The following is a 24,715-nucleotide window of genomic DNA, read 5'->3' as shown; positions in this document are numbered from 1 at the left end:
TTACGGCGTTGACAACGCGGCTAGCTTTGTTGGCACAATACGTCAATATAGTGTTGAGCCATGGCGTTTAAAGCCGTTTTGTCTGGTTGCTGATGCGCCTGTAAAAAGAGCACATAGCATACCCCTGCCAACATACTGGCAAGCTCACGCGGTTGGTGACGGTCGACCATCTCACCTTTTGCCATCCCGTGCTCGAACACTTGCTCGAACTGATCCATCGCGTCTCGACTGCCTTTGACAAAGCGTGGCCAAATATCCTCGCGAATAGAGGTACTCCACTCAAACCAGACTTTCATCCACGCTTTGTCTGCCAGAGCCGTGTCAATAATTTGCGAGGTAATGCAGTTTAGCGATGCCCGCATTGATTGATCTTGCCCGGTGCACTCATTAATCAGTTTAATGAAGTGTTTCTCGGTCTGGGCCAAGATCTCTTCCACCAAGTCTTCACGGGTTGGGAAGTAGTTAAATACCGTTGCGACGGAGACGTCTGCCATTTCGGCAATATCGGCGTGCCCCGCACGACCAATCCCGCGTTTGGCAAACACATCTAAGCCACACCCTAATAACTGCTCTTTGCGGCGCTCGGGCGATAGCCGCGTCCTTGTTCTCTCATTTGATTGAGCCATCCTAAAACCTGCCAACTTATTTTTGGTTTGTACAAATTAATTATTGTTTGTGCTAATGATTTTATTATTAGCGGGATTGAGTTTATACCAGCCATTTATGGCCTGACAACGGCTAGAAGCCTGATCTAGGCCGTAAAAACGTAATTTTGTCTGCAAAAAAAGTCATTCATTACAAAAAACAAAGGCACGGATTATTTTTTCTTATCAATCAGTGTGATACCCAACTAGTGTGCGGGTGCATAAGCGATGAAACGCGCTCGCTGGGATCCGCAATCGATTTAGTGCTAGACTATGCCACCTTTGTTAGTGACCTCCCTTTTGTGGAGAGACAACCATCGGGGCAGATATGAAACACACCGTTGAAGTGATGATTTCAGAGCAGGACGTACAGGCGCGAGTGAAAGCCTTGGGCGCTGAGATCAGCGAGCACTATAAAGACTCATCTGAGTTGGTATTAGTGGGGCTGCTGCGTGGCTCGTTCGTTTTCATGGCGGATTTATGCCGTGCGATTGATATGCCGCATGCGGTCGACTTTATGACCGCATCAAGTTACGGCAACAGCATGGAAAGTACGCGTGATGTGCGTATTTTGAAAGACTTGGATGATGATATTAAAGGCAAAGACGTACTCTTAGTCGAAGACATCATCGATACTGGCAATACGCTGAGCAAGGTGTGTGAAATCCTGTCTTTGCGCGAGCCAAATTCAGTACGCATTTGTACATTGTTAGACAAGCCAGAGCGCCGAGAAGTTGACGTTAAGGTTGATTGGTTGGGCTTTACGATTCCAGATGAATTTGTGGTTGGTGTGGGCATTGATTATGCGCAAAAATACCGCCATCTGCCGTACGTCGGTAAAGTGATTCCGTTGGACTAAAGGGTTCAAGGAATGCGAAAGGAGAAAGCCGAGCCGATGCTCGGTTTTTTTGATCTATGAACAGGTGAGTGCCAATCTGCTTTGTCAGGGAGGTGTGGAAAGACTAACACTCGACCTTGTCAGACACGAGTTCACACATTGCCGCTTGATAGTTGATTTCCAGTGATTCCCGGCTATTGGCAGTCATCCCCAGATCCCGCAAGATCCCATCGGTCGTATCGTAAAACCAGCCATGGACCTTCACATCTTGGCCGCGCTCCCAGGCCGCCCGCAAAATAGTGGAATTACCAAGGTGGTACACCTGCTCGGCGACATTGATCTCACATAGCCGATTACCGCGTGCTTGTGCAGGCAGGTGGCTAAGATAGCTTTTGTGCTTGAGGTAGAGATCACGAATATGCAGTAACCAATTGTTAATTAAACCCAGCTCAGGGTTTTCAATTGCAGCATGCACCCCGCCACAACCATAGTGGCCACAGACAATAATGTGCTTGATTTGCAGCACATCAACGGCGTACTGCACGACCGACAGGCAGTTTAAATCGGTATGAATGACTTGATTGGCGACATTACGATGGACAAAAAGCTCGCCCGAGTCTAGGCCAGTCAGGCGCTCTGCAGGAACTCGACTATCCGCACAGCCAATCCATAAGTATTCTGGATGTTGCTCCTTCGCCAAGTCGGCAAAAAACTGTGGGTTGGTATCACGAATGTCTTTTGACCAGGCTTTATTGTTGGCGAACAACGCTTTGATTTGGGCCATATCCACTCAGTCTTTTGGCAAGGTTATCAATTGCCACTATACCGCAATGATGAGGTTTGAAATATACTGAGATCAAATTTCACATTCTTTTACATCTTGCGCGCCCAATAGATCACGCTGTTTACCTTCAAAGCCACTGCTCGGATAGGTTAATCCAAGAAAATTCGTATACTGTCTCTTCCACCATCAATGCAGTAGAGGGTAGTGAGTGTTTGATAAGGGACGATTTGCGCAGCTGACATTAAAAGGGGATTTGTTTGGTGGGGTGACCACCGCGATCATCTCTTTACCATTGGCACTTGCATTTGGTGTGGCCTCTGGGGCTGGCGCGGAAGCGGGGCTATGGGGCGCGATTTTAGTCGGGTTGTTTGCCTCGCTATTTGGTGGTTCGTCTACACTGATCTCTGAACCGACCGGCCCGATGACAGTGATCATGACCACGGTGCTAACCGCGATGATGTCTCGCTACCCGGAAGGAGGCGTAGCGATGGCGTTCACTGTGGTGATGATGGCAGGCGCGTTCCAAATACTGATTGGTAGCTTAAGGCTGGGTAAATACGTCACCTTAATGCCATACAGCGTGGTGTCGGGATTTATGTCAGGGATTGGGGTGATTTTGATTTTGCTCCAGCTGGCACCCTTGCTGGGGCAAGCGGCCCCGACAGGCGGGGCGCTTGGCACACTCAAAGCATTGCCTGATTTAATCAGTCAAGCCGACATGAAAGAGGTATTTCTCGGTGTTTTGACGCTTGGCATCTTGTTTTATTTCCCTGCCAAGTATCGTCGTTTTATTCCCGCACAGCTTGTCGCACTCGTGAGTATCACCTTGGTCTCTATTTTGCTGTTTGATACCGACAGCATTCGCCGTATTGGGGAAATACCGACAGGCTTACCCTCGCTGGTGATCCCGCATATCACGACAGAACATTTTACCGCGATGGTAATTGATGCCCTCGTGTTGGGCACCTTAGGGTGTATTGATACCTTGTTAACCGCGGTGATTGCTGACTCACTGACTCGGCAAGAGCACAACTCCGATCGCGAGCTGCGTGGGCAGGGCATTGCCAATATGATTGCCGGGTTATTTGGTGCGCTCCCTGGCGCGGGGGCCACCATGGGCACGGTGGTGAATGTGCAAGTGGGCGCGCGTTCTCCTTTGTCAGGGATTTTGCGGGCGGCGATGTTAGCCGCTGTGGTATTGGTGGCTGGTGCGCTTACCGCGCCGATCCCGATGGCGGTACTCGCGGGTATTGCGGTATATGTCGGGTTTAATATCCTCGATTGGAGCTTTCTTCACCGCGCACATAAAATCAGTTTACAACAAACCGGTATCATGTATGGCGTGATGGCGCTGACGGTGTTTGTCGACTTGATTGTTGCCGTCGGCCTAGGGGTATTCATTGCGAACTTGCTGGTCATTGAGCGTCTAAGCCGAGAGCAAGCCAAGCAAGTACGGGCCATCAGTGATGCCGAAGATGATGAAGTGCCGCTTGATGACGAAGAGCGTGCGCTGCTTGATGCGAGCAATGGCCAAGTGTTGTTTTTCTATCTCTCAGGGCCAATGATCTTTAGTGTCTCGAAAGCGATTGCACGCCAGCATGCGCACATCAACGAGTTCCGCGTGATGATCTTAGATTTAAGCGATGTGCCTATGTTAGACATGACGGTTGGCTTGGCGTTAGAGAACGCGATTAAAGATGCGCGCGAGGCCGATTGCACAGTATTTTTGCTGTGCCCGCATGATGAAACGCGCGAGCAATTGCAGCGTTTGCATATCGGTGACTGGGTCAGAGAAGCGCATATTTTTACCACACGCAAGCCAGCGCTCGAGGCGGCCAACCGCTTGGTAGAAGTGATGCCTTAGCACGCTGTTCAATTTATCTTACACACGCATACGCTGGTGCGCGTCAACGGGCTAGGTTGGCGCGTGCCAGTGTCGTTACGGATCCCGACAGGTGCTCGGTACTTTCAGTCTCAAAACTACGTCATACACGATCACTTAAATACAATGTATTTAGTGAATATTTGCCACATTTCTCATCATTTCATTCTTTTTGGTTGAAAACTAACCATGCGTTTCCCCTCCTGATTTGATCTTGTGCACATTCCTATATACTGGCGCGCGCACTGGGGGACCCCCGTGCCAGTGAGTAAAGCCGTCATGGCCGTGATACTGCATACGACTTGAAAGGATCAGCTGTTTTGAAATTCGAACGATTCAAGAACTGGACCCTGAAAGGGGACCTGTTTGGGGGCGTCACCACGGCGGTTATTTCTTTGCCCCTCTCGCTGGCGTTCGGGGTAGCGTCAGGTGCAGGCGCCGAAGCCGGGATGTGGGGGGCCATTTTGGTGGGGCTTTTTGCCGCGTTATTTGGTGGCTCTTCAACCCTTATCTCAGAGCCGACCGGCCCGATGACAGTGATCATGACCGCGGTACTCACCACCATGGTGTCACGTTACCCCGAAGGGGGCATGGCAATGGGCTTTACGGTGGTGATGATGGCGGGCTTATTCCAAGTGATTTTAGGGACCTTGAAGCTTGGAAAGTACGTTACTTTAATGCCATATAGCGTGATATCTGGGTTTATGTCCGGTATTGGCGTTATCTTGATCATTTTGCAGCTGCCGCCTTTGTTGGGGCACGTGACCCCCGAAGGTGGCGTGCTGGGCACACTGAAGACGTTGCCTGAGCTGATTGCACACACTCAGCGCAGTGAGCTTTTATTGGGGCTGCTTACACTTGGGATCCTCTTTTCTTTCCCACAAAAATATCGCCGTTATATGCCGGTACAACTCGTTGCTTTGGTGGTGGTGACTTTGCTGTCAATGTGGTGGTTTGATCTCGAGGCGATTCGTCGAATTGGTGTTATTCCAACTGGCTTGCCAACCTTGATGCTGCCACACATCGACAGTGAGGTGCTGACCACCATGGTGGTGGACGCGTTAGTGTTGGGGACCTTGGGCTGTATTGATACTTTGCTCTCTGCTGTGATTGCCGACTCGCTCACGCGTGAGGAGCACGACTCGGATAAAGAGTTGCGCGGTCAGGGGCTGGCCAATATGGTCGCGGGGTTATTTGGCGCTTTGCCGGGAGCGGGTGGCACCATGGGCACGGTCGTCAATGTGCAAGTGGGCGGGCGCTCACCCTTTGCGGCCATTGTGCGCGCCCTCATTTTAGCGGCGGTGATCTTGGTCGCAGGCTTTTTGACTGAGCCCATCCCGATGGCGGTGCTGGCGGGTATCGCCATCTATGTGGGCTTCAATATCCTTGACCGCACCTTTATCCAACGTGCTCACAAAGTCAGCTTACATCAAACCGTGATCATGTATGGAGTGATGATATTAACCGTGCTGGTGGACTTAATCGTGGCAGTGGGTGTGGGCGTGTTTATTGCCAATATTATTGCCATCGAACACTTAAGCCGTGAGCAAGAAAAGCAGGTCAAAGCGATCAGTGATGCGGATGAAGATGACGTCCCCCTGAGCGAGATGGAAAGGGCTTTGTTAGACAGCGCCAACGGAAAAGTGTTGTTTTTCTATCTCTCAGGCCCAATGATATTCAGTGTCTCGAAAGCGATTGCACGTCAGCACAGTAAAATCGAGGAATTCGATGTCATGATCTTAGACCTCAGTGACGTGCCCATGATTGATATGACCGTCGGCCTCGCGCTGGAAAATGCGATCAAAGATGCGGTTGACGCCAATTGCCAAGTTTTTCTGCTCTGCCCCCATCAAAAAACACGGGATCAGCTTGAGCGCTTACATGTTAAAAATTGGCTCACTGACGATCATACTTTTGATAGCCGTTATGACGCACTCCGTGCTGCGCACCGAGTGACCGAGGTCATGCCTTAAAAGAACGGGAGCTTATGAAAGCCATCGACATCAAAGACCTGGTCAAAACCTATGGGACCAGTGTTAAGGCGCTAAAAGGGGTATCGCTCTCTGTGGAGGAGGGCGATTTTTATGCGCTATTGGGGCCAAATGGGGCGGGCAAATCCACCACCATTGGCATTTTGAGCTCACTGGTGAATAAAACCCAGGGGCAGGTGAGCATTTTTGGCTACGATCTCGATACCCAAAAAGTGGAAGCCAAAAAACAAATCGGGCTGGTGCCACAAGAGTTTAACTTTAACCAGTTTGAGAAAGTGGAGCAGATCGTGGTGAACCAAGCGGGTTACTATGGTGTGCCCCGCGACCAAGCCAAATTACGCGCGAAAAAATACCTCTCGCAGCTCGATTTATGGGATAAGCGCCACGAGCCTGCCCGTAATTTGTCGGGAGGCATGAAGCGTCGCTTAATGATCGCCCGTGCGCTGATGCATGAGCCTCGTCTGTTGATTTTGGACGAGCCAACCGCCGGTGTCGATATTGAGCTGCGTCGTTCAATGTGGGACTTTCTCTCCGAGATAAACCGGCAAGGGATCACCATTATTCTCACCACTCATTACCTTGAAGAAGCCGAAACCTTGTGTCGCAACATCGGTATCATCAATCGAGGCGAGCTGGTGGAAGATACCTCCATGAAGGCCTTGCTGGCGAAGCTGGACGCAGAGACGTTTATCCTTGATTTACAGCCAGGGCATAAACTGAGCACCTTAGACGGTGTCAACTGGCAGAAAACCGATACCAATACCTTGGAAGTCGAAGTGAATAAGTCAGTCGGATTGACCCCTGTCTTTGATCAGTTGTCGCAACAAGGGGTGCAGGTGCTGTCGATGCGCAATAAGGCAAACCGCCTTGAGGAGCTATTTGTCACCTTAATTCAGCAAAATGGGGAGGAGCGTGCATGAATGCTTTGTATTGGGTCGCCTTTCGAACTCTGATTCATAAAGAAGTGGCGCGCTTTACCCGTATCTGGGTGCAAACCTTGGTTCCGCCCGCGATTACCATGAGCCTCTATTTTATCATTTTCGGTAATCTGATTGGCTCGCGGATTGGCCAGATGGAAGGCTTCTCCTACATGGAGTATATCGTGCCGGGGCTTATCATGATGTCGGTGATCACCAACTCCTACTCGAACGTGGCGTCTTCATTTTTTAGTGCCAAGTTTCAGCATAATATCGAAGAGCTTTTGGTGGCGCCGATCCCCAATTACGTGATCATTGCCGGTTATATCGGTGGCGGGATGTGTCGGGGGTTAGCGGTCGGCGCCTTGGTGACCATGACCTCTTTGTTCTTCGTCGACTTGCAGATAGCGCATCCGTTGATCGTGATTACCACCGTGGTCTTTACTTCGGCGGTGTTCGCATTGGGAGGACTTATCAACGCTATCTTCGCCAAAACGTTTGATGACATTAGCCTTATCCCCACCTTTGTGCTGACGCCCTTAACCTACTTAGGTGGGGTGTTTTATTCACTCTCACTGTTGCCCGATTTTTGGCAAGGGGTATCCAAGCTCAACCCGATTGTGTACATGGTGAACGCGTTCCGGTACGGCTTTCTTGGCGTGTCAGATGTCGGCATCATGACATCGTTTGGGGTACTGACGCTGTTTATTATCGGCTTGTATGCGCTGGCTTGGGGTTTGATTTCCAAAGGGACAGGCTTGCGTAGTTAACGACCTCACCGTATCTGTGATTCGGATTAATATTGGATAAAAAAGCCCCGGCCATGATGGCCGGGGCTTTTTATTACGAGCTTGAACGGTGATGCCTGATGGTGTGCTGACGGTTAATTAAATAAACCTTTCAGCCAGCCGACCGGGTCTGACTGACCACAGCGCTTGGCAAACTGCCCATCAATGTCCCAAACCGGCAGCGAGGCATCTCCGCGACAGCTCAGCTGGTATTGACTGCCTTTTTGCGTCACCGCGACCGTCGTGATGTGAGCCGGCCAAGATAACGTCAGCGCACTGGCGCCTCGACGACTGAGATAATCATCATAGACACGCAATGCACCTGAGGCCCCGGTGAGCCCGGTCGATTGGTTATCGTCGCGGCCAAGCCAAACTGTGGTGACTTCTTTATCATCAATACCCACAAACCAGCTGTCTCGGTTATCGTCTGTGGTGCCGGTTTTGCCGGCCAGTGCCACGTTGCCATGATGACGTTTTAAATAACCGCCGGTGCCTTGTTGCACCACTTGTTTCATCGCATACAGCGTTAGCCAGCCGGCTTGCTGAGAGACAACACGCTCGGCTTTTGGCCAATTTTGATAAAGGCTCTGTCCTTCTTTGGTGGTGACCGCGCGTAAGGCGGTTAATGGCGCACGTTGCCCACCACTGCCGAGCGTTTGATAGATTTGGGTGACGTCGAAGGGACTCATGCTAAACGCGCCGAGGAGCAATGACGGTACCTGGGGGATATTATCGGTATTAGCACCCAGTTTGCCAAAGGTATTGATCACCTCATCTAACCCCAATTGCATGCCGAGATTCACCGTCGGGACGTTATAAGACTTGGCGAGAGCGGTGAGTAAGGACACACGGCCTCGATACTGGCGATCATAGTTGCGTGGTTGCCAGCTACTGCCTTGGCTACCCTCCAAGCGAATCGGTTTATCGTCAATCTTACTGGTGAGCTGGAAACGTTCGGGGTGGCTCAACGCGGTCAGATACACCGCCGGTTTTGAGAGCGAGCCGATAGGACGTTTGGCATTTAATGCGCGATTAAAGCCTGCAAAGCCTGGGCGCGCCCCACCAACCATGGCGCGTATTTCACCGCTGCGTCTGTCTGCGATGACGGCCGCCGCTTCAAGTTTGTTGCCAGCTCTATTTTTCAGCGCCTTAACTTTATCCACCACCGCGCCTTCAATGGCTTGCTGTGAGACAGGATCCAGTGTAGTAAATATACGTAGCCCTTCTCCTGCCGCGTAGTTATCGCCTACATGTTGGCGGATCTCCTCTTTAAGTTGATCAAAATAGGCGGGTTGGGGACGCGAAAGTGTCGGGGTGGCCTGAATATCGAGCGGACGACTGGCGGCAGCATCGTAATTGGCACTGGTGAGTAGATTTTGCTCGAGCATCAAGCGTAATACCAGATCACGTCGTGTTTTCGCGCGTTCAGGGTGGCGGAAGGGATTGTAATAAGATGGCCCTTTTACCATGCCAACCAGCAGCGCGAGTTGATCAACACGTAGCTCACTGATAGGGCGACCAAAATACAAGCGCGCGCCCAAAGGAAAGCCATGCACCGGCTCGCCGCGGTTTTGGCCAAGGTAGACCTCGTTAAGGTAGGCCTCTAGGATTTTGTCTTTGCTGTAGCGAAAATCGAGGATCAAAGCCATGTAGGCTTCTTGCACCTTACGCCACAAGGTACGATCACGGGTGAGGAATAGGTTTTTAGCCAGCTGTTGGGTAAGCGTCGAGCCACCTTGCACGGTGCGTCCTGCGCGAATATTGGCGACCAAGGCACGCAAAATACCCGTAGGAGAGACGCCTTCGTGATGATAGAAGTCTCTGTCTTCCGTGGTAATCAAAGCTTCAACTAAAAATTCGGGAAAGCGCTCTCGTGGTAAGAATAAACGCTGCTCGCGAATTCCAGATTCCATCATGCCCAACAGCTTGGGCTCGATACGCAGTAATCCTAGCGGTTGTTGGCTGTTTACCTCGGTGATTTTACCCACTTGGCCGTCAGCAAAGCTCAACATCGCATGACGCGCCGGCGCGGGCCCATCCTCAAAATCAAATGGGCGACGAATGATCTCAAGCCGAGTGCTTGACGCCGAGTACTCGCCAGGCCGTTTGGGCGTACGCACTTTCTGATAGTTGAGGGCGTCTAGCTGTTGGCGCAGCTGCAAAAGGGAAAAGTCGCTGCCAGGAGACAGGTTGATGACTCGACCATAAACGACCCCAGGAAGCTGCCAAATCTGGCCGCTGAACCTGTCTTGGATTTTGCCATCCAGATAGATACCTAACATAACGACGGCCGCAATCCCGACGAGGCTGCACTTTAGCCCCAAGCCTAACAGGCGTTTCCCCCAACTTGGCTTAGTAGACGTCTTTTTGGGCTGGCGCTTGGGTGATGAACGTTTTTTGTTGCTCGGGCGTGAGCGTGTTTTTTTCTCTGCCATACAATAGCTTAACTCTGGTTAAAATGGCGCTTGGTTTTACGGGTTGGCGCATGGTTGGCCGGATCATCTGGCCAAAGGTGCTTAGGGTAGCGCCCTTTCATTTCTTTTTGCACCTCTTTGTAGCTGCCTTGCCAAAACCCCGCCAGATCTTGCGTGATTTGCAGTGGACGTCCGGCTGGAGAGAGCAACTCCACTTGCACGGCCACCTGGCCGTTAGCCAGGGTGGGTGTATCCGCCTGTCCGTACATTTCCTGCATTTTTACCGCTAAGACGGGCGCGTTTTCCGGGTTATAGCGCAGCGGATAACGTGATCCGGTTGGGACAGTAATGTGTGTGGGCAACGCGGTGTTTAATTGCTGTGTTGCCGCAAAACCGAACCAGGCCTCCAGCACGGGCTTGAGATCCAACTGCTGCAGGGCTTGCCAACGTGACATGCCATGGACAAAAGGCGCCAGCCAGGTATCGAGCGATGCCAATAAGTCGTCATCACTAAGTGGCGGTAGCATGATATCCAGTCCCCAGGCTTGTGCGCAGCGGGCGCGGGTGAGCAAGGATTGGCTGCCGCTTTGCCAGTTCAATGTATTAATGCCTTTTTGGCGCACGGCGTTTAATAACCCTTGCGCCTGTTGCTCAGCGCTGAGTGTATTAAGTGGCTCACGATAAAGCACTAATTCGCCGAGGCGTTGCTGTTTTTCTGCTTGTAATGTGCCGCGTTGGTCATCCCATTGTACGACCTCATGTTGACGTAATAAGTCGGGGCGCATTTGTTGTAGCGAGCGCAGTGAAAGCGCGATAGCACTGTAGGCGCGGCTGTCGTGTTGCTCGCCGGCCATCACATCACAAACCACGATTGCCTCGTTGTGACTGAGTGCGTCTTGGCTATCGAGTGTCACGCCGTGACCATTGGCCATCATAAAGCGCCCCGTTTTTCCCCGTCTCAATGCGATTCTATCTGGCCAGATGTTCGCGGCCAGCAGTGGCAATATGGCTTCATCGAGTGAGCGTTGTAACTTTATCCCAAGTGCCCGTGCCAGCGATTGAGCGCGGTCTTGATAGTCTTTGTGAGACATGACCGCCTGTAATTGGTCAATCAGTGCCAGTGATACACCTGAGGTCATCGGTTTGTCGGCCCATGCGGCGAGCCAGCAGGCGGTGGATAACACGGCGGTATCCGCCTTTTCAGCCCGAGCCAACATGGCGGCAGCGCGCGGGCTAGCAGCCAATTGGATGGCACGTTGCCCCAGCGCTGTGAGTCCTTGGCGCGTATCAATCAGCCCCAATTGTGTCAGTCTGGTACAGGCCGCTTGCCAATGCTTGGTGGGCGGCACGTCAAGCCAATGTAAATCTTTGACATCACAGCCCCACTGGATGACATTGAGGGCAAGATCGGTCAAGTCCTCTCGCAAGATCGGCGCGGTGGGAGTGGCAGGTAAGCGCTGAAATTGCTCTTCACTGTATAAGCGCAGGCATTGCCCTTCTTCGAGACGACCTGCTCGCCCCGCACGCTGGATGGCAGCGCTACGCGTTATTTGCCGCGTCACCAATTTATTGATACCGGTTTGGGCTTGGTGCAACACCAAGCGCTCAAGCCCAGCATCGATGACTAAACGAATCCCTTCGATGGTTAAACTGGTTTCAGCAATGTTGGTTGTGAGCACTAACTTACGTCTTCCAGGGGAGGGAGGCGCAATCGCGGCGTGTTGCGCCGAGACGTCAAGGCTGCCGTGGAGGCGGTGCAAATCCATGTCATCAGGTAGGCGCCCTTCTAGGGCGGCATAAACCTGTCTAATCGTGCCCACGCCGGGGAGAAAGAGTAGGGCCGACCCTGCGTGTTGAACGATAAAATCAAGGCTGGCGCTCGCTACTGCGCTGGCCCATGGTGAATGCCGTGACAGTGGGTGATAGTGATAATGAATCGGGTAGCTGCGCCCTTCAGTTGTCAGGGTCAGGGCGTCGGGTAAATGTTGCGCCAAGGCGTGATTATCTAAGGTGGCAGACATGACCACTAGGCGCAGATCATCTCGCAAGCCGGCTTGGCAATCTAGGCTCAAGGCGAGCGCCAGATCGGCATGCAGGCTGCGTTCGTGAAACTCGTCGAACATGATCACACTCACGCCATCGAGCATGGGGTCGGTTTGCAGCAAACGTGTCAGCACTCCCTCAGTGACCACCTCAACACGCGTTTTAGCACTGACTTTTGTCTCACCACGCATGCGTAAACCTATGGTTTGGCCAATAGGCTCATTCAGGTGATGGGCGAGGAAGCGGGCAATGTTGCGAGCGGCGAGCCGACGAGGTTCCAGTAGCACGATTTTTCCCGGCAGTGGTGCTTGCTCAAGTAGCGCGAGGGGTAAGCGCGTTGACTTACCCGCTCCTGGTGGGGCGGATAAGAGGATTTGTGGATAGGCCGCGAGCCCGTCTATCAGGTCAGGTATCACGGCATCAATCGGAAGCTGCGACAAGAATTTGCCCTTTGTGTCAGAATCAAAGTGACTATTTTAACGGACTGAGCGTAAAAGGAGAGCCCATGCGACTATTTTTCGCGCTAGGTTTGGAGGAGGACATTAACCAAACCGCCCGGGCGCAGCTGGTGGCGTATAAAAATCGCCTCAGTGGAGTAGGGCATGCGGTGCCCGATCAAAACTTACATCTTACCTTGGCGTTTTTGGGTGATGTGCCGGATGCATATATTCCTCGTCTGCAAGCCACGGTGCAAGACCTTCAACTGCCCGCCTTTTCCATCACGGCCTCGACCGTTGAAGTATGGGCTCAGCCGAGGATTGTCTGTGCAACGTTAGCGTCTCCTCCGCAAGCCTTATTGGCGCTGGCTCATCATTTACAGACCTTACCCGTTTGGCCAGCGAAAGCGGACAGTCATGCGTTTACCCCGCATATTACCTTGCGTCGTGGTGTCAAAGATGACGATGCGCTGGACTTACCGACGCCTCCTGCCCAGACATTTGCGTGTCAACGATTTGGATTATATGCTTCGCCTTCCTCCTCGTCGGATGAATCGATACCTCGAGATAATGAGGGGCGGGCGGTATACCAATGCCTGCGTCAATTCAGCCTTTGTTAATCATCAGCAGGAACGGCAGATGCAGTTTTCCCCACCACTAGCGTCGGCAACCTTAGTACGCCGCTATAAACGTTTTTTAACCGATGTGACCTTGGCTAATGGCGAGTCGCTGACGATGCATTGTGCCAATACGGGGGCGATGACCGGTTGTGCGACGCCAGGCGATACCGTTTGGTATTCCACCTCCGATAATACCAAGCGTAAATACCCTCACAGTTGGGAGCTTAATCATACCCAGCAGGGACACTGGATTTGTGTCAACACGGCGCGCGCCAACACCTTAGCGGTTGAGGCGGTGCAGGCGAATCGTATTCCTGAACTAGTGGGGTATCGACAATTACAGACGGAAGTACGCTATGGCAGTGAAAACAGCCGCATAGACCTACTATTACGTGACGATGACAAAGCGGACTGCTATATAGAAGTAAAGAGTGTCACATTATTGGAGGAAGACGGCTGGGGCGCGTTTCCGGACGCCGTCTCGACGCGTGGGCAAAAGCACTTGCGTGAGCTGATGGCGATGGCAGAGCAAGGAGATCGTGCGGTTTTATTGTTCGTTGTTTTGCACTCGGGGATTGAAAAAGTCACTGGCGCCCCCCATATCGACCCGGATTATAACCAGTTATTAAATCAGGCGTTGGCGTCAGGGGTAGAAGTGATCTGCTATCAGGCTCAGATGTCGCCGAGTGAGCTAAATCTGGTTAATTCCGTACCTTTTGTTAGTCATACCGCAAAAGTGTAAGCATGTTCACATTGGGCGTTGCGCGGCGTAAATCAAAGATTGCCACCCTAAAGGCTTTCTGCTATAGATAGCGCCCTCATTTGACAGACACGGGTCATGTCAAGGTTTTTTAGGAGAAGCTGAATGCCAGAAAGCAAAGAAAAGAAATCGCTGGGCATCCTGGCCATTGCCGGATTAGAGCCATACCAGGAGAAACCTGGAGAGGAGTATATGGGAGAGGCTCAGCTTGAGCATTTCCGTAAAATCCTCAATGCGTGGCGTAATCAGCTCAGGGAAGAAGTCGACCGCACCATGAATCATATGAAAGATGAGGCGGCCAATTTCCCCGATCCTGTCGATCGTGCAGCACAGGAAGAGGAATTCAACCTAGAGCTGCGTAATCGCGATCGCGAGCGCAAGCTGATTAAGAAGATCGATAAGACATTGCAGCGTATCGAAGATGATGACTTCGGCTTTTGCGACTCGTGTGGTATCGAAATTGGGGTGCGCCGCTTAGAAGCTCGCCCAACAGCAGAGCTATGTATTGATTGTAAAACACTGGCTGAGCTAAAAGAAAAGCAAATGGCTGGCTAACGCTGGCGCGTTATATTTGCACACATCGATGCCTAGCCGTGGTTAGCGGAGAGAAAATCAGACAGATAAAAGGGAGCCTCGGCTCCCTTTTTGTGTTTTAGGGTGCTTGTGTTAGCGCAAGATCCCCGTACAATTTGCGCTATTCACACTCGCTGCAGGCGTTGCACCTACTGTCTATGCGCTTATCATGACTTTGCAGACCGCTTATATTGGCCGTTTTGCTCCTTCCCCGTCGGGCCCGCTACACTTTGGCTCATTGGTGGCGGCACTTGGCTCGTATTTAGATGCGCGTGCACACCATGGGCAATGGCTGGTTCGGATTGAAGATATCGATCCGCCTCGGGAGCAGCCGGGCGCCGCGAGTGACATTTTGCGCACGCTAGAGGCGTTTGGTTTTGAGTGGGACGGAGAGGTGCGTTACCAAAGCCAGCACCTTTCTGATTATCAAGCACAAATAGAGGCTTGGCTTGCATCGGGACAGGCGTATTATTGCACCTGTACGCGTCGGCAGATTAAAGAGGCGGGCGGCGTCTACCCAGGTTGGTGTCGTGATAAAGGTAAAGGGGCGCAAGCGGCGGCGGTGAGACTAAAAAGTCCCGTTGAGGTGCTCGCGTTTCAGGACAGGTTGCATGGTACGCTTGATCTTGATGCGCATCTTGCCAATGAAGACTTTATCATCAAACGACGCGATGGCTTGTATGCGTATAACCTTGCGGTGGTATTGGATGATATCGACCAAGGTGTGACCGATATCGTGCGTGGGGCGGATTTAATTATGCCGACAGGACGCCATATCGCGTTGTACCAACAACTCGGCCAACCCGTGCCGCGTTATTTACACCTTCCTCTGGCTGTCAATGCAGAGGGACACAAGCTTTCTAAGCAAAACCGGGCTCCTGCCATTGATAATCAAGCGCCGCTGCCAGCTTTACGCGCAGCGATGACGTTTCTTGGTTTGCATGCAGTGGCTGAGCAAGAGGTGGCAAGTCCCACCCAATTATTGGACCTGGCGGTTAAGCGTTGGTCGTTGACACAGATACCGAGAAAAACGGAAGTGACGACAGCATTCTAAAATGGCCCACCCTGATATATTATATGCCGCTGTTTCATGGCCCGAACAATTAAATACGAGGTGAGCTATCTTTAATCGAGTGACCAGCTTTTGCCGTAAGGTTCTGAATCGTGATAGTAAAACACGCGCAATTGAGGATCTTAAGTTGGAAGTTATCCCCCGCAAAGCACATGGCATTTCGCGCAAAGGTATCAGCGAAAATGCGCTGAAAGTGCTTTATCGCCTGCACAAAGCGGGCTTTGAAGCGTACCTCGTTGGTGGCGGTGTGCGAGATTTATTGTTGGGGCGTGAACCCAAAGACTTCGATATTGCGACCGACGCAACGCCAGATGAAGTCAAAAAGCTGTTTCGTAACTGCCGGCTCATTGGGCGGCGTTTTCGTCTTGCCCATATCTTATTTGGCCGCGATGTGATTGAGGTCGCCACGTTCCGAGGCCACCACGGTAAAGGCGAAAAAGATAAGCAAACCGCTCGCTCCGAAGACGGGATGCTATTGCGTGACAATGTATATGGCACCATCGATGAAGACGCGCAGCGCCGTGACTTTACGGTGAACGGGCTGTATTACAATATCGCCGACTTTTCTATTCGGGATTATGCGGGGGGAGTCGATGATCTCAATAACCGCGTTATCCGCCTGATCGGTGATCCTGAAACGCGTTACCGTGAAGATCCGGTACGGATGCTACGCGCCGTGCGCTTTGCGGTTAAGCTTGATATGACGATTAATAGCGCGACAGCGGCGCCGATTGTCGAGCTTGCGCCGTTATTGCAAGACATCCCGGCCGCGCGAATGTTTGAAGAAAGCTTGAAGCTGTTGCAGTCCGGTCAAGGGTTCGCGACGTACCAAATGTTGCGCGAGTATAATTTATTTCAGCAGCTTTTCCCTGCCGTGGCCGCACACTTTACCGAAGCGCAATCTAGCCAAACGGAACAGATGTTAGAGCAGGTATTACGCTCAACCGATAAGCGGGTGGTTAACGAACAGCGCATTAATCCGGCTTTCTTATTTGCTGCCATGCTGTGGTATCCCTTGGTGACACGGGCGGAAGAAATGGCATTTGAGAGTGGTTTGAGCTACTACGATGCCTTCATGGTGGCCGCCAGTGACATTGTGGATGAGCAAGTTAAGACCATCGCCATTCCGCGGCGCTTCACCGCCATGATACGTGAAGTGTGGCAATTGCAAATGCGTATGACTCGTCGCACTGGTGCGCGTGCGTTTAAAACACTGGACGAGAAAAAATTCCGCGCGGCATTTGATTTGCTCGAGATGCGCGGTGCGGTCGAAGGTGAAGAGACCGAAGCGCTGTGTGCGTGGTGGCGAGACTTTCAGCGTGCAGATCAAAGTGGCCGCCAAAAAATGGTGCGTGCGATCAATAAAGTTCATAATACGCGTAAACCCAAGTCTCGTCGGCGTAAGGGACCGCCACGTCGGCGTAAACCGCAGTCAAATTCAGACGCATGAATCGGGTATATATCGCCATTGGCAGCAATCTCGGTGAGCCTGTAGAAAAAGCCAAACAGGCGATTGCTGCGTTAAAGACACTGCCGCAGAGTCGTTTTGTGGCAGTATCAGCCCTTTATACCAGCAAACCCATGGGGCCGACCGATCAGCCCGATTATGTTAATGCCGTCGCGGCGCTGGACACTCAGCTTGACCCTCTGACACTATTGGATGCAACACAAGCCATTGAGCTTGATTATGGCAGGGAACGCAAAGCAGAGCGTTGGGGACCGAGAACGTTGGACCTCGATATTCTACTCTATGGCAATCGCGTCATCGACGAGCCGCGACTGACGGTGCCACATTACGGCATGAAAGTGCGTGAGTTCGTGCTTTATCCACTTGCCGACATCGCCCCCGACTTGTGCCTGCCTGATGGCAGCACTCTCGCCGCGTGCCTGACGCGCGTTGATCGCAATGGTTTAACCCGTATTAGCGATCACGCTTAATCGGTGGGCCCCAGTTTCAGGCTTTGGGAGACACAATGAAAAAAATCACAATTACCGATCTGATCACTTGGAAGCAGCAAGGGCAGAAGTTTGCGTCCTTGACTGCCTATGATGCGAGCTTTGCTCAATTATTTGAGCAGCAGGATGTGCCTGTTTTATTAGTTGGCGATTCGTTAGGCATGGTGTTGCAAGGAAAAAGCGATACCTTGTCAGTCTCGGTTGACGAGCTAGCGTATCACACCCGTTGCGTGCGAGCGGGCAGTCCCAACAGCTTGCTGATGGCCGATATGCCATTTATGAGCTGTGCCACCCCTGAGCAAGCCTGTACCAATGCCGCAGCGTTGATCAAAGCAGGCGCCAACATGGTCAAAATCGAGGGTGGATCATGGCTGGTTGACGCGGTGAAAATGCTAACTGAGCGCGCCGTGCCGGTTTGTGTGCATTTGGGCCTCACCCCGCAATCGGTGAATATCTTTGGTGGCTTTAAAGTACAAGGCCGTGAGGAAGAGAAAGCCGAACAAATGGTGGCCGATGCGGTCGCGCTAGAGAAGGCCGGTGCGCAGATTATCGTACTTGAATGCGTTCCCGCGTCACTGGCTAAACGTATTACCGAGACGGTGTCGGTGCCGGTGATTGGCATTGGTGCTGGCGGTGACACTGATGGTCAAATTTTGGTCATGCATGATATGCTCGGCGTATCGGCAAACTACATGCCCAAGTTCTCGAAAAACTACTTGGCAGAGGCCGGTGATGCGCGCGCGGCGGTGGCTCAGTATGTGCAGGAAGTGGCGAGTGGCGAATTTCCCGGTTCCGCCCACACGTTTAAATAGAGAGACCGAGTATGCAGGTAATTTCTGAGGTGGCGCCACTGCGCGATCAAATCAGCCAGTGGCAAAAAGCGGATAAGCGCATCGCCTTTGTGCCGACCATGGGGAATCTCCACCAAGGGCATTTAACCTTGGTGCGCAAAGCTCGCGAGCGAGGCGATGCTGTCGTGGTTAGCATTTTTGTTAACCCGATGCAGTTTGATCGCGCGGACGATTTAGCCAACTACCCGCGTACATTGGATGATGACCTGGCCAAGTTGCGTGAGGAGGGCGTGGATCTGGTGTTTACACCAACGGCCGACACGCTATATCCACACGGACTCGATGCACACACCACGGTCGAGGTGCCAAGGCTCTCAACCATGTTAGAAGGGGCATCGCGCCCCGGTCATTTTCGTGGTGTTGCCACCGTGGTGAGCAAACTCTTTAATTTGGTGCAGCCAGCGGTGGCCTGTTTTGGCGAAAAAGACTTTCAGCAATTGGCGGTGATCCGCAAATTGGTGGCAGATATGGCCATGCCGATTGAGATTATTGGTGTACCCACCGTGCGTGAAAGCGATGGGTTGGCGATGAGCTCTCGTAATAACAACCTAACCGTCGATGAGCGCCAACGTGCACCAGTATTGGCAAAAACCATGCGCTGGATGAGTGCACAAATGCGCAATGGGCGTCGTGATCTCGACGATCTGATTGAAGATGCTCATGATCAACTGCGTGCAGCGGGATTACAGCCTGACGAATTTTATATTCGTGACGCCACCTCTCTTGCGTACGTGAACGAAGACAGCCGACAAGCCGTGATTTTGGTCGCCGCTTATCTTGGTAATACACGCCTTATTGATAACCTAACAGTGGAATTGCATCGAGCCGTCGATAAAGCGGACAAAGCTGATCCCAGTGGCGACTAATGCGTCGTTGCTTAGCCGTCAGCGTCCATAAAATAGGCAATTCGAGTGCGTGGCTTCAGGTACTCTTTCACCACTTCTGGCAATTTGGAGATAGGCACGGCCGTGTCTATCTCTAGCTCACTGTCGCGCATGTCAATGATGGTGGCTTGATCGGAAGGAATATCCGGATCATAAATCATCACATTGGGTTTAAGCAGGGCAGAGCTGTTCACCGAAATAATAATGCCGACATCGTCATTCGACAATTTCACCACCGTCCCCGGTGGATAGACGCCCATCATCTTGACAAATAATGCCAACAAACGTGGGTTGAACTTGGCTTTGTTGTCTTTAAAAAGATGAGACAAGGCAGCAAAAGGCATCCTTGCTGGTGCGCCAAACTGAGGGCGACATAAGCGGTCAAAAAAGTTCACCATACTGACAATTTGCGCCGCTTCGTCAATGTCATCGCCTAATAGGCCTTTGGGGAAACCACTGCCGTTAGCAAACTCGTGGTGCTGGGCAATGATGGTTTCTACCTCAGGGGTACACTCTTTCATTTCTGATACCAGTTCCGCCCCATAATTAACATGTTGACGGTAGTAATTCATTTCCGGCTCCGTCAGTCGCTCCTTTTTTCGCACGATGGCCGACGGCACCTTCTTTGTACCGATATCATGCAGCACCGCGCCGGTGATCAATGCGCGAAGCTGATCATTGTCGTACCCGTTACTACGTGCCAACATCAGCGCGAGGACGGCCACATTCAGTGAGTGCGCATACATGTCTTCTGCCAGGCTCGGATCGTCCATTAGATGCAGGGTGACATTCGACTCGCTACCAAAGACCATCATGCTATCGACGAGCATGCGGACATCCTCGTTAGCCGCTTGTGGACGGTTGGCTGCCTTCATATTGATGGCCCGTAGCTGTGCCATCGAACGTTGATAATGCTTCTGCACTTTTTGAATGCGAGCACGAAAGCGGCGTTGTTCCTCTATGCGCTGTTGTTTCTCCTGCTCCATTGCCTCTTTTTCTCGGCTGACCGCATGTGGGTCGACTTCATCCGGGTTTTCTTTTTTTTCTGTCAGTGCGGGTAAGGGCACCGCCGTACTTTTATCCGGGTAATAGTAGACAAAGCTTATCGGGAGCGAGCGTATCACCTTCGCTTGTGCCTCACTTTCTATTTGAAAACGATTGAGCATAAACGGATGATCGCGCCATTTTAGCGGCAGTTTGATGTAAAGACCGGCTTGAAGTCGCTCTGTTGAGAGCTTGATGCTATTGGCTGACATGCGTTAATGACACTCGATCCATGAGGTAAAAGACAAGAATAAACCCCCAACAGATTACCATAAATTGGTGATGTTGAGTAAAAAGCCTAATCGCTATCGCACTGAACGGAAGTCGACTTAAAGAGTAGCAAAAAGTGCCAGAGGGGGGATGCATTTGCTGTCGTGGCAAAGCGTTGCGTACCGTGTTTATAGCGGTGCGGCCTGCAAGGTGCGGCCTGCAAGGTCACCGACACGGTGTCGGCATAAAAAAATCCCCACTCATGTGAGCAGGGATTTTTTTAAGTATGGTGCCCGGAGGCGGAATCGAACCACCGACACGGGGATTTTCAATCCCCTGCTCTACCGACTGAGCTATCCGGGCTAAGGCGCACCATTAAATAGTATTAACCGTCTCTTGTCAAAGCATATTTAACGGCGTCATTCCATTGAAATAAGTATTATTCCCACCTTTTTAACCGTTGCTTTTTGTGATCTCATTCATTCTTTTGAATGAACAGAAATAAATGCAAAGGTGTTGATTTTCTTACATTTAATAAACAGTGCATCACATATTGTATTGTTTTTTAATCATAATTTTAGGTTTTCTTTTTTTAGAAATAACCCTGCTGTCGATAATCCATCTTTAAAAGTAGGGACTAAAATAAGCTGTTCAATTGATTGTTGCTACACTTATTCAACAAGCAAATGAGATGCCTTTTTTTGACAACAGCTTAGGGCGATTCGGCCATGGTAATAGCACTCGGAGAGTCTCTCGATATTTCTCAAGTACAGCAGGTAAAAGCGGAATGGGAGGCGAAAAAGACGGACAATCAGACACACGTCATCGACGCCAGCCAACTGGGCAGAGTGGATGGTGCAGGCCTGCAATTACTGCTGGGGTTGGTACTTTCGTGTGATGATCTTCAGTGGCAAAACGTACCGGATTGCTTACATACTTCGGCACAACATGCCGGCATGACGACTTTATTAAAGCTAAATACTTGATACACGGAGTAGGAGTAAAAGGATGGCCAATATACTAGCAGCGGATGATTCGGTGTCGATTCGGCAAATGGTGAGCCACACGCTAAAAGAGGCGGGTTATCAGGTTGAAACAGCGAATGATGGTGCAGATGCACTGCGAAAAGCAAAGTCTAAAAAGTTTGATCTCATCATTTCCGACGTCAACATGCCGGTGATGGATGGTTTTGAGTTTGTTAAACAAGTGCGAGGCGTGCAGCAGTACAAATTCACGCCGATATTGATGCTCACTACCGAAGCGTCCGCTGAGAAAAAATCGGCGGGTAAAGCGGCGGGCGCGACAGGATGGATTGTTAAACCATTCAACCCAGATACCTTACTGAAAACACTAAAGCGCGTGCTGTAAGGCGCATCAACGGAGGGTGATATGGCCATGGATATGGACCAGTTACGACGCATCTTTTATGAAGAATGTCGTGAGAACCTCGAAGTGCTGGAAAGAGAGCTCTTGGCGCTTGACCCGGGGGCGACAGATCTTGAATCCATTAATACCATTTTCCGTGCTGCGCACTCGATTAAAGGGGGGGCTGCCACCTTTAATCTTGACGATATTAGTCACTTCACTCATGTGATGGAAACCTTGCTTGACGAGGCTCGGGAGGGAAAGCGACAGCTCGACAGCCACACGATCGATGTATTACTGCGTGGTGGCGATTGTATCCTCGCGATGCTTGAAGCATATGAAAATGAGGCTGAGTACGACGAAAGCGAGCGAGATGCGGTGACTGCCGCCCTCAATGCGATTATGGACAGTGACGGTGCGGCTGATTCCTCTTCAAGCGCTTTATCCACGCAGCCGGTATCGAGTGACCTTGACGCGAAGGGGGCGGCGGCCGCAGACATCGAAGAGTGGTTAATCACCTTTGTGCCTCACCCGGATATGTTGTTTTCAGGCAATGACCCTGTCCGGATTTTGCGTGAGGTACATGCATTGCCGGGTGGGGCGGAAATTAGCTGTGATCCGACCCAACTGCCACGTTTTGCGCAGTTAGACCCTGAAAAGCTGTATTTACGTTGGGATATTCGGGTTGATGGACATGTCCCACGTGATGAAATCGAAGCGATTTTTGAATGGGTTGAAGACGAGTGCGATCTTACGATTACGCCTATCCATTGTGGCGTGGCCAGTGATGTGGATACCGAACCGGTTGAGGTGGAACCGTCTGCCACTGTGCCACAATCACCGGAAAAGCCCGTCTCATCTTCTCAGCCCAAATCCGCTGCCAATAAAGCCAACAAACCTGCGGCGAAAAGCGAAGCCAGTGTGTCTTCTATCCGGGTGGAGATAGACAAAGTCGATAACCTAATCAACCTCGTGGGCGAGCTAGTGATTACACAGTCGATGCTGGCAGAGTTAAGTAGTGACTTCTCCCCTGAGCGGCTTGAGCAATTGCAATCTGGCCTTGAGCAACTGATGCTCAATACCAAAGAGTTGCAAGAAAGCGTGCTCGATATCCGCATGTTGCCGATCAGTTTTGCCTTTAACCGTTTCCCTCGTTTGATTCGTGATCTCTCCTCCCAGTTGGGAAAGCGGGTAGAGTTAGTTATTGAAGGCGAGAGCACCGAGCTAGATAAAACCGTGCTCGAACGAATTGCCGATCCGCTGGTGCATTTGGTTCGCAACGCGGTGGATCATGGCTTAGAAACCCCAGAAGTCCGCGCGGAAAAAGGCAAGCCTGAAACAGGGAAAGTGCATCTGAATGCTTACCATCAGGGCGGCTCGATTGTGATTGAAGTCAGTGACGATGGCGCTGGATTACACAAAGAAAGGATCTGGCGCAAAGCGCTGGATAAAGGGCTGATTTCAGACGACCTCCCGCTCAGTGAACTGACCGACGCGCATGTTTTTAATCTTTTGTTTGCGCCGGGTTTTTCAACGGCGGAGCAAGTGTCTGATGTGTCAGGGCGTGGCGTGGGCATGGATGTGGTGCGCCGCAACATTGAGCAACTGGGCGGCAACATTGATGTGCACTCAGCACCAGAGCAAGGCAGTACCTTTAAAATCAGCCTGCCACTGACATTGGCTATCTTAGACGGTCAACTGGTGAAAGTAGAAGGCCAAGTATATGTGGTGCCGCTGATCTCTATCATTGAGTCGCTTCAGATTGATAGCCGCCAAATTAAAACCGCATCTGGTGTTCAGCTTTATCGGTTGCGAGAAGAAAACATTCCCATTCTTCGTTTAAAAGAAGAGTTTGAGCTCGGCAGCAGTGGCGACGATCTTGATAAACAGCTGCTTTGTTTGGTCGAAGCCGGGGATAAAAAGGTCGGCCTGCTACTTGATGAGCTGCTCGGGCAGCAGCAAGTGGTGATCAAAAGCTTGGAGTCAAATTATGCCCGCGTGCCTGGTATTTCAGGCGCGACCATTCTAGGAGATGGCTCTGTCTCACTCATTTTAGATATCCAAGGCTTAATCACTCAGTTTTTAGCACGTGTCAGCGATGCCAGCGGTCATATCGCGGCGGCATAAGGAGAGGCGATGCAGACGGTAACGGAATCAGACAATGTGCTCGATATCGATGATCGTGTTGAGCAACTGCAAGGCAGTGACTATCTGAGCTTCGAACTAGATGGCGAACTGTATGGCGTCGATATCCAAACGGTAGAGGAGATTCGGGTGTGGGAGTCACCGACACTGATCCCGCGCTCGCCCACTTTTATTTTGGGCGTGATCAACCTACGCGGAATGATAGTGCCCGTGATGGATTTACGTATTCGCTTTCAGGCTAAACAGGTCGATTATCACCGAGAAACCGTGGTGCTGATTTTGCGCGCCAGTGAGGTCGCCAATAACAAGGTGATGGGCGTGGTGGTCGATGCCGTTTCCGATGTGGTTGACCAAGGGGAGGGGCAGATTATGCCTCCGTTTGGTGATTCTCAGGTGATTGCTTATGTCAGTGGCTTACTCAATGTCGGCGAGCGGGTGATGTCGTTGGTGAATGTGGATGAGTTGTTGCGTATCGAGCGATGGATATAGGTGGGGAT

The 24,715-nt window shown here is 51.4% G+C and carries 22 protein-coding genes and 1 tRNA gene; 17 read left to right on the top strand and 6 right to left on the bottom strand.

What is annotated here, in order from left to right:
• Positions 1-20 precede the first annotated feature (20 nt).
• A complete protein-coding gene (locus tag BZG25_RS04035; RefSeq protein ID WP_077578734.1) occupies positions 21-626 on the bottom strand; it encodes a TetR/AcrR family transcriptional regulator in 606 nt (201 codons plus the stop codon).
• A 346-nt stretch (positions 627-972) separates the two neighbouring features.
• On the opposite strand from BZG25_RS04035, the gene hpt reads away from it, so the two are divergent.
• Positions 973-1,503 carry a hypoxanthine phosphoribosyltransferase gene (gene hpt / locus BZG25_RS04030; protein WP_046074001.1) on the top strand — a complete coding sequence of 177 codons (531 nt, stop codon included), beginning with the start codon at positions 973-975 and terminating at the stop codon, positions 1,501-1,503.
• Positions 1,504-1,606: 103 nt separating this feature from the next.
• Here hpt and can read toward each other — a convergent pair whose 3' ends face one another.
• A complete protein-coding gene (gene can / locus BZG25_RS04025; protein ID WP_046074002.1) occupies positions 1,607-2,266 on the bottom strand; it encodes a carbonate dehydratase in 660 nt (219 codons plus the stop codon).
• A gap of 208 nt (positions 2,267-2,474) precedes the next feature.
• Here can and BZG25_RS04020 point away from each other — a divergent pair, with 208 nt between their 5' ends.
• The 4 genes from BZG25_RS04020 to BZG25_RS04005 all read left to right on the top strand — a co-directional run bounded on the left by BZG25_RS04020 (position 2,475) and on the right by BZG25_RS04005 (position 7,826).
• A complete protein-coding gene (locus BZG25_RS04020; RefSeq protein WP_046074003.1) occupies positions 2,475-4,130 on the top strand; it encodes a SulP family inorganic anion transporter in 1,656 nt (551 codons plus the stop codon).
• Positions 4,131-4,468: 338 nt separating this feature from the next.
• Positions 4,469-6,121, top strand: a complete 1,653-nt coding sequence (locus BZG25_RS04015; RefSeq protein ID WP_077606103.1) for a SulP family inorganic anion transporter — start codon at positions 4,469-4,471, stop codon at positions 6,119-6,121.
• Between the two features lie 14 nt (positions 6,122-6,135).
• Entirely contained in the window at positions 6,136-7,059 is a 924-nt protein-coding gene (locus BZG25_RS04010) for an ABC transporter ATP-binding protein (protein WP_077606104.1), read from the top strand.
• The gene (locus BZG25_RS04005; protein ID WP_046074006.1) at positions 7,056-7,826 is read left to right on the top strand and encodes an ABC transporter permease; all 771 of its coding nucleotides are present in this window, start codon (positions 7,056-7,058) and stop codon (positions 7,824-7,826) included. The genes BZG25_RS04010 and BZG25_RS04005 overlap by 4 nt, the downstream gene beginning before the upstream one ends.
• Positions 7,827-7,939: 113 nt before the next feature.
• Here BZG25_RS04005 and mrcB read toward each other — a convergent pair whose 3' ends face one another.
• Together mrcB and hrpB are read right to left on the bottom strand one after the other, a co-directional pair.
• Positions 7,940-10,279, bottom strand: coding sequence for a penicillin-binding protein 1B (gene mrcB / locus BZG25_RS04000; RefSeq protein WP_077638547.1), 2,340 nt, complete (start codon positions 10,277-10,279; stop codon positions 7,940-7,942).
• An 8-nt stretch (positions 10,280-10,287) separates the two neighbouring features.
• Entirely contained in the window at positions 10,288-12,741 is a 2,454-nt protein-coding gene (gene hrpB, locus BZG25_RS03995; RefSeq protein WP_077638546.1) for an ATP-dependent helicase HrpB, read from the bottom strand.
• Positions 12,742-12,806: 65 nt separating this feature from the next.
• Between hrpB and thpR the strand changes: the two genes are divergently transcribed.
• The 8 genes from thpR (at position 12,807) to panC (ending at position 19,436) form a co-directional block, all read left to right on the top strand.
• Positions 12,807-13,358, top strand: coding sequence for an RNA 2',3'-cyclic phosphodiesterase (thpR, locus tag BZG25_RS03990; protein ID WP_077638545.1), 552 nt, complete (start codon positions 12,807-12,809; stop codon positions 13,356-13,358).
• 19 nt (positions 13,359-13,377) lie between these two features.
• Positions 13,378-14,100, top strand: a complete 723-nt coding sequence (gene sfsA / locus BZG25_RS03985) for a DNA/RNA nuclease SfsA (protein WP_077638544.1) — start codon at positions 13,378-13,380, stop codon at positions 14,098-14,100.
• A 123-nt stretch (positions 14,101-14,223) separates the two neighbouring features.
• Complete coding sequence (gene dksA, locus BZG25_RS03980; protein ID WP_046074011.1) at positions 14,224-14,673, top strand: RNA polymerase-binding protein DksA; 450 nt, start codon at positions 14,224-14,226, stop codon at positions 14,671-14,673.
• A 187-nt stretch (positions 14,674-14,860) separates the two neighbouring features.
• Positions 14,861-15,745 carry a tRNA glutamyl-Q(34) synthetase GluQRS gene (gene gluQRS, locus BZG25_RS03975; protein WP_077638543.1) on the top strand — a complete coding sequence of 295 codons (885 nt, stop codon included), beginning with the start codon at positions 14,861-14,863 and terminating at the stop codon, positions 15,743-15,745.
• Positions 15,746-15,848: 103 nt separating this feature from the next.
• A complete protein-coding gene (gene pcnB, locus BZG25_RS03970) occupies positions 15,849-17,213 on the top strand; it encodes a polynucleotide adenylyltransferase PcnB (RefSeq protein WP_206744465.1) in 1,365 nt (454 codons plus the stop codon).
• The gene (gene folK, locus BZG25_RS03965) at positions 17,210-17,701 is read left to right on the top strand and encodes a 2-amino-4-hydroxy-6-hydroxymethyldihydropteridine diphosphokinase (protein ID WP_077578745.1); all 492 of its coding nucleotides are present in this window, start codon (positions 17,210-17,212) and stop codon (positions 17,699-17,701) included. The genes pcnB and folK overlap by 4 nt, the downstream gene beginning before the upstream one ends.
• A gap of 35 nt (positions 17,702-17,736) precedes the next feature.
• Complete coding sequence (gene panB, locus BZG25_RS03960; RefSeq protein ID WP_077578746.1) at positions 17,737-18,531, top strand: 3-methyl-2-oxobutanoate hydroxymethyltransferase; 795 nt, start codon at positions 17,737-17,739, stop codon at positions 18,529-18,531.
• An 11-nt stretch (positions 18,532-18,542) separates the two neighbouring features.
• Entirely contained in the window at positions 18,543-19,436 is an 894-nt protein-coding gene (gene panC / locus BZG25_RS03955; RefSeq protein WP_077578747.1) for a pantoate--beta-alanine ligase, read from the top strand.
• An 11-nt stretch (positions 19,437-19,447) separates the two neighbouring features.
• Here the strand turns inward: panC and BZG25_RS03950 are convergent, their stop codons facing one another.
• Together BZG25_RS03950 and BZG25_RS03945 are read right to left on the bottom strand one after the other, a co-directional pair.
• Positions 19,448-20,710 carry an HD domain-containing phosphohydrolase gene (locus BZG25_RS03950; RefSeq protein WP_077578748.1) on the bottom strand — a complete coding sequence of 421 codons (1,263 nt, stop codon included), beginning with the start codon at positions 20,708-20,710 and terminating at the stop codon, positions 19,448-19,450.
• Positions 20,711-20,995: 285 nt separating this feature from the next.
• Positions 20,996-21,071, bottom strand: a tRNA-Phe gene (locus BZG25_RS03945).
• A gap of 365 nt (positions 21,072-21,436) precedes the next feature.
• Here BZG25_RS03945 and BZG25_RS03940 point away from each other — a divergent pair.
• Genes BZG25_RS03940 through BZG25_RS03925 form a run of 4 tightly spaced genes read left to right on the top strand, consistent with a single transcriptional unit; the run spans position 21,437 to position 24,707 of the window.
• The gene (locus BZG25_RS03940; RefSeq protein ID WP_077578749.1) at positions 21,437-21,694 is read left to right on the top strand and encodes an STAS domain-containing protein; all 258 of its coding nucleotides are present in this window, start codon (positions 21,437-21,439) and stop codon (positions 21,692-21,694) included.
• Positions 21,695-21,716: 22 nt separating this feature from the next.
• Positions 21,717-22,076, top strand: coding sequence for a response regulator (locus tag BZG25_RS03935; RefSeq protein WP_046074018.1), 360 nt, complete (start codon positions 21,717-21,719; stop codon positions 22,074-22,076).
• 21 nt (positions 22,077-22,097) lie between these two features.
• Positions 22,098-24,200, top strand: coding sequence for a chemotaxis protein CheA (locus BZG25_RS03930; RefSeq protein WP_077578750.1), 2,103 nt, complete (start codon positions 22,098-22,100; stop codon positions 24,198-24,200).
• Between the two features lie 9 nt (positions 24,201-24,209).
• Complete coding sequence (locus BZG25_RS03925; protein WP_046074020.1) at positions 24,210-24,707, top strand: chemotaxis protein CheW; 498 nt, start codon at positions 24,210-24,212, stop codon at positions 24,705-24,707.
• The last annotated feature ends 8 nt before the right edge of the window (positions 24,708-24,715 follow it).

Source organism: Salinivibrio sp. ML198, from assembly GCF_001996015.1.
GTDB lineage: Bacteria > Pseudomonadota > Gammaproteobacteria > Enterobacterales > Vibrionaceae > Salinivibrio > Salinivibrio siamensis.
The sequence above is the reverse complement of the archived record's forward strand: the minus strand, read 5'-3'. Positions and strand labels throughout refer to the sequence as shown.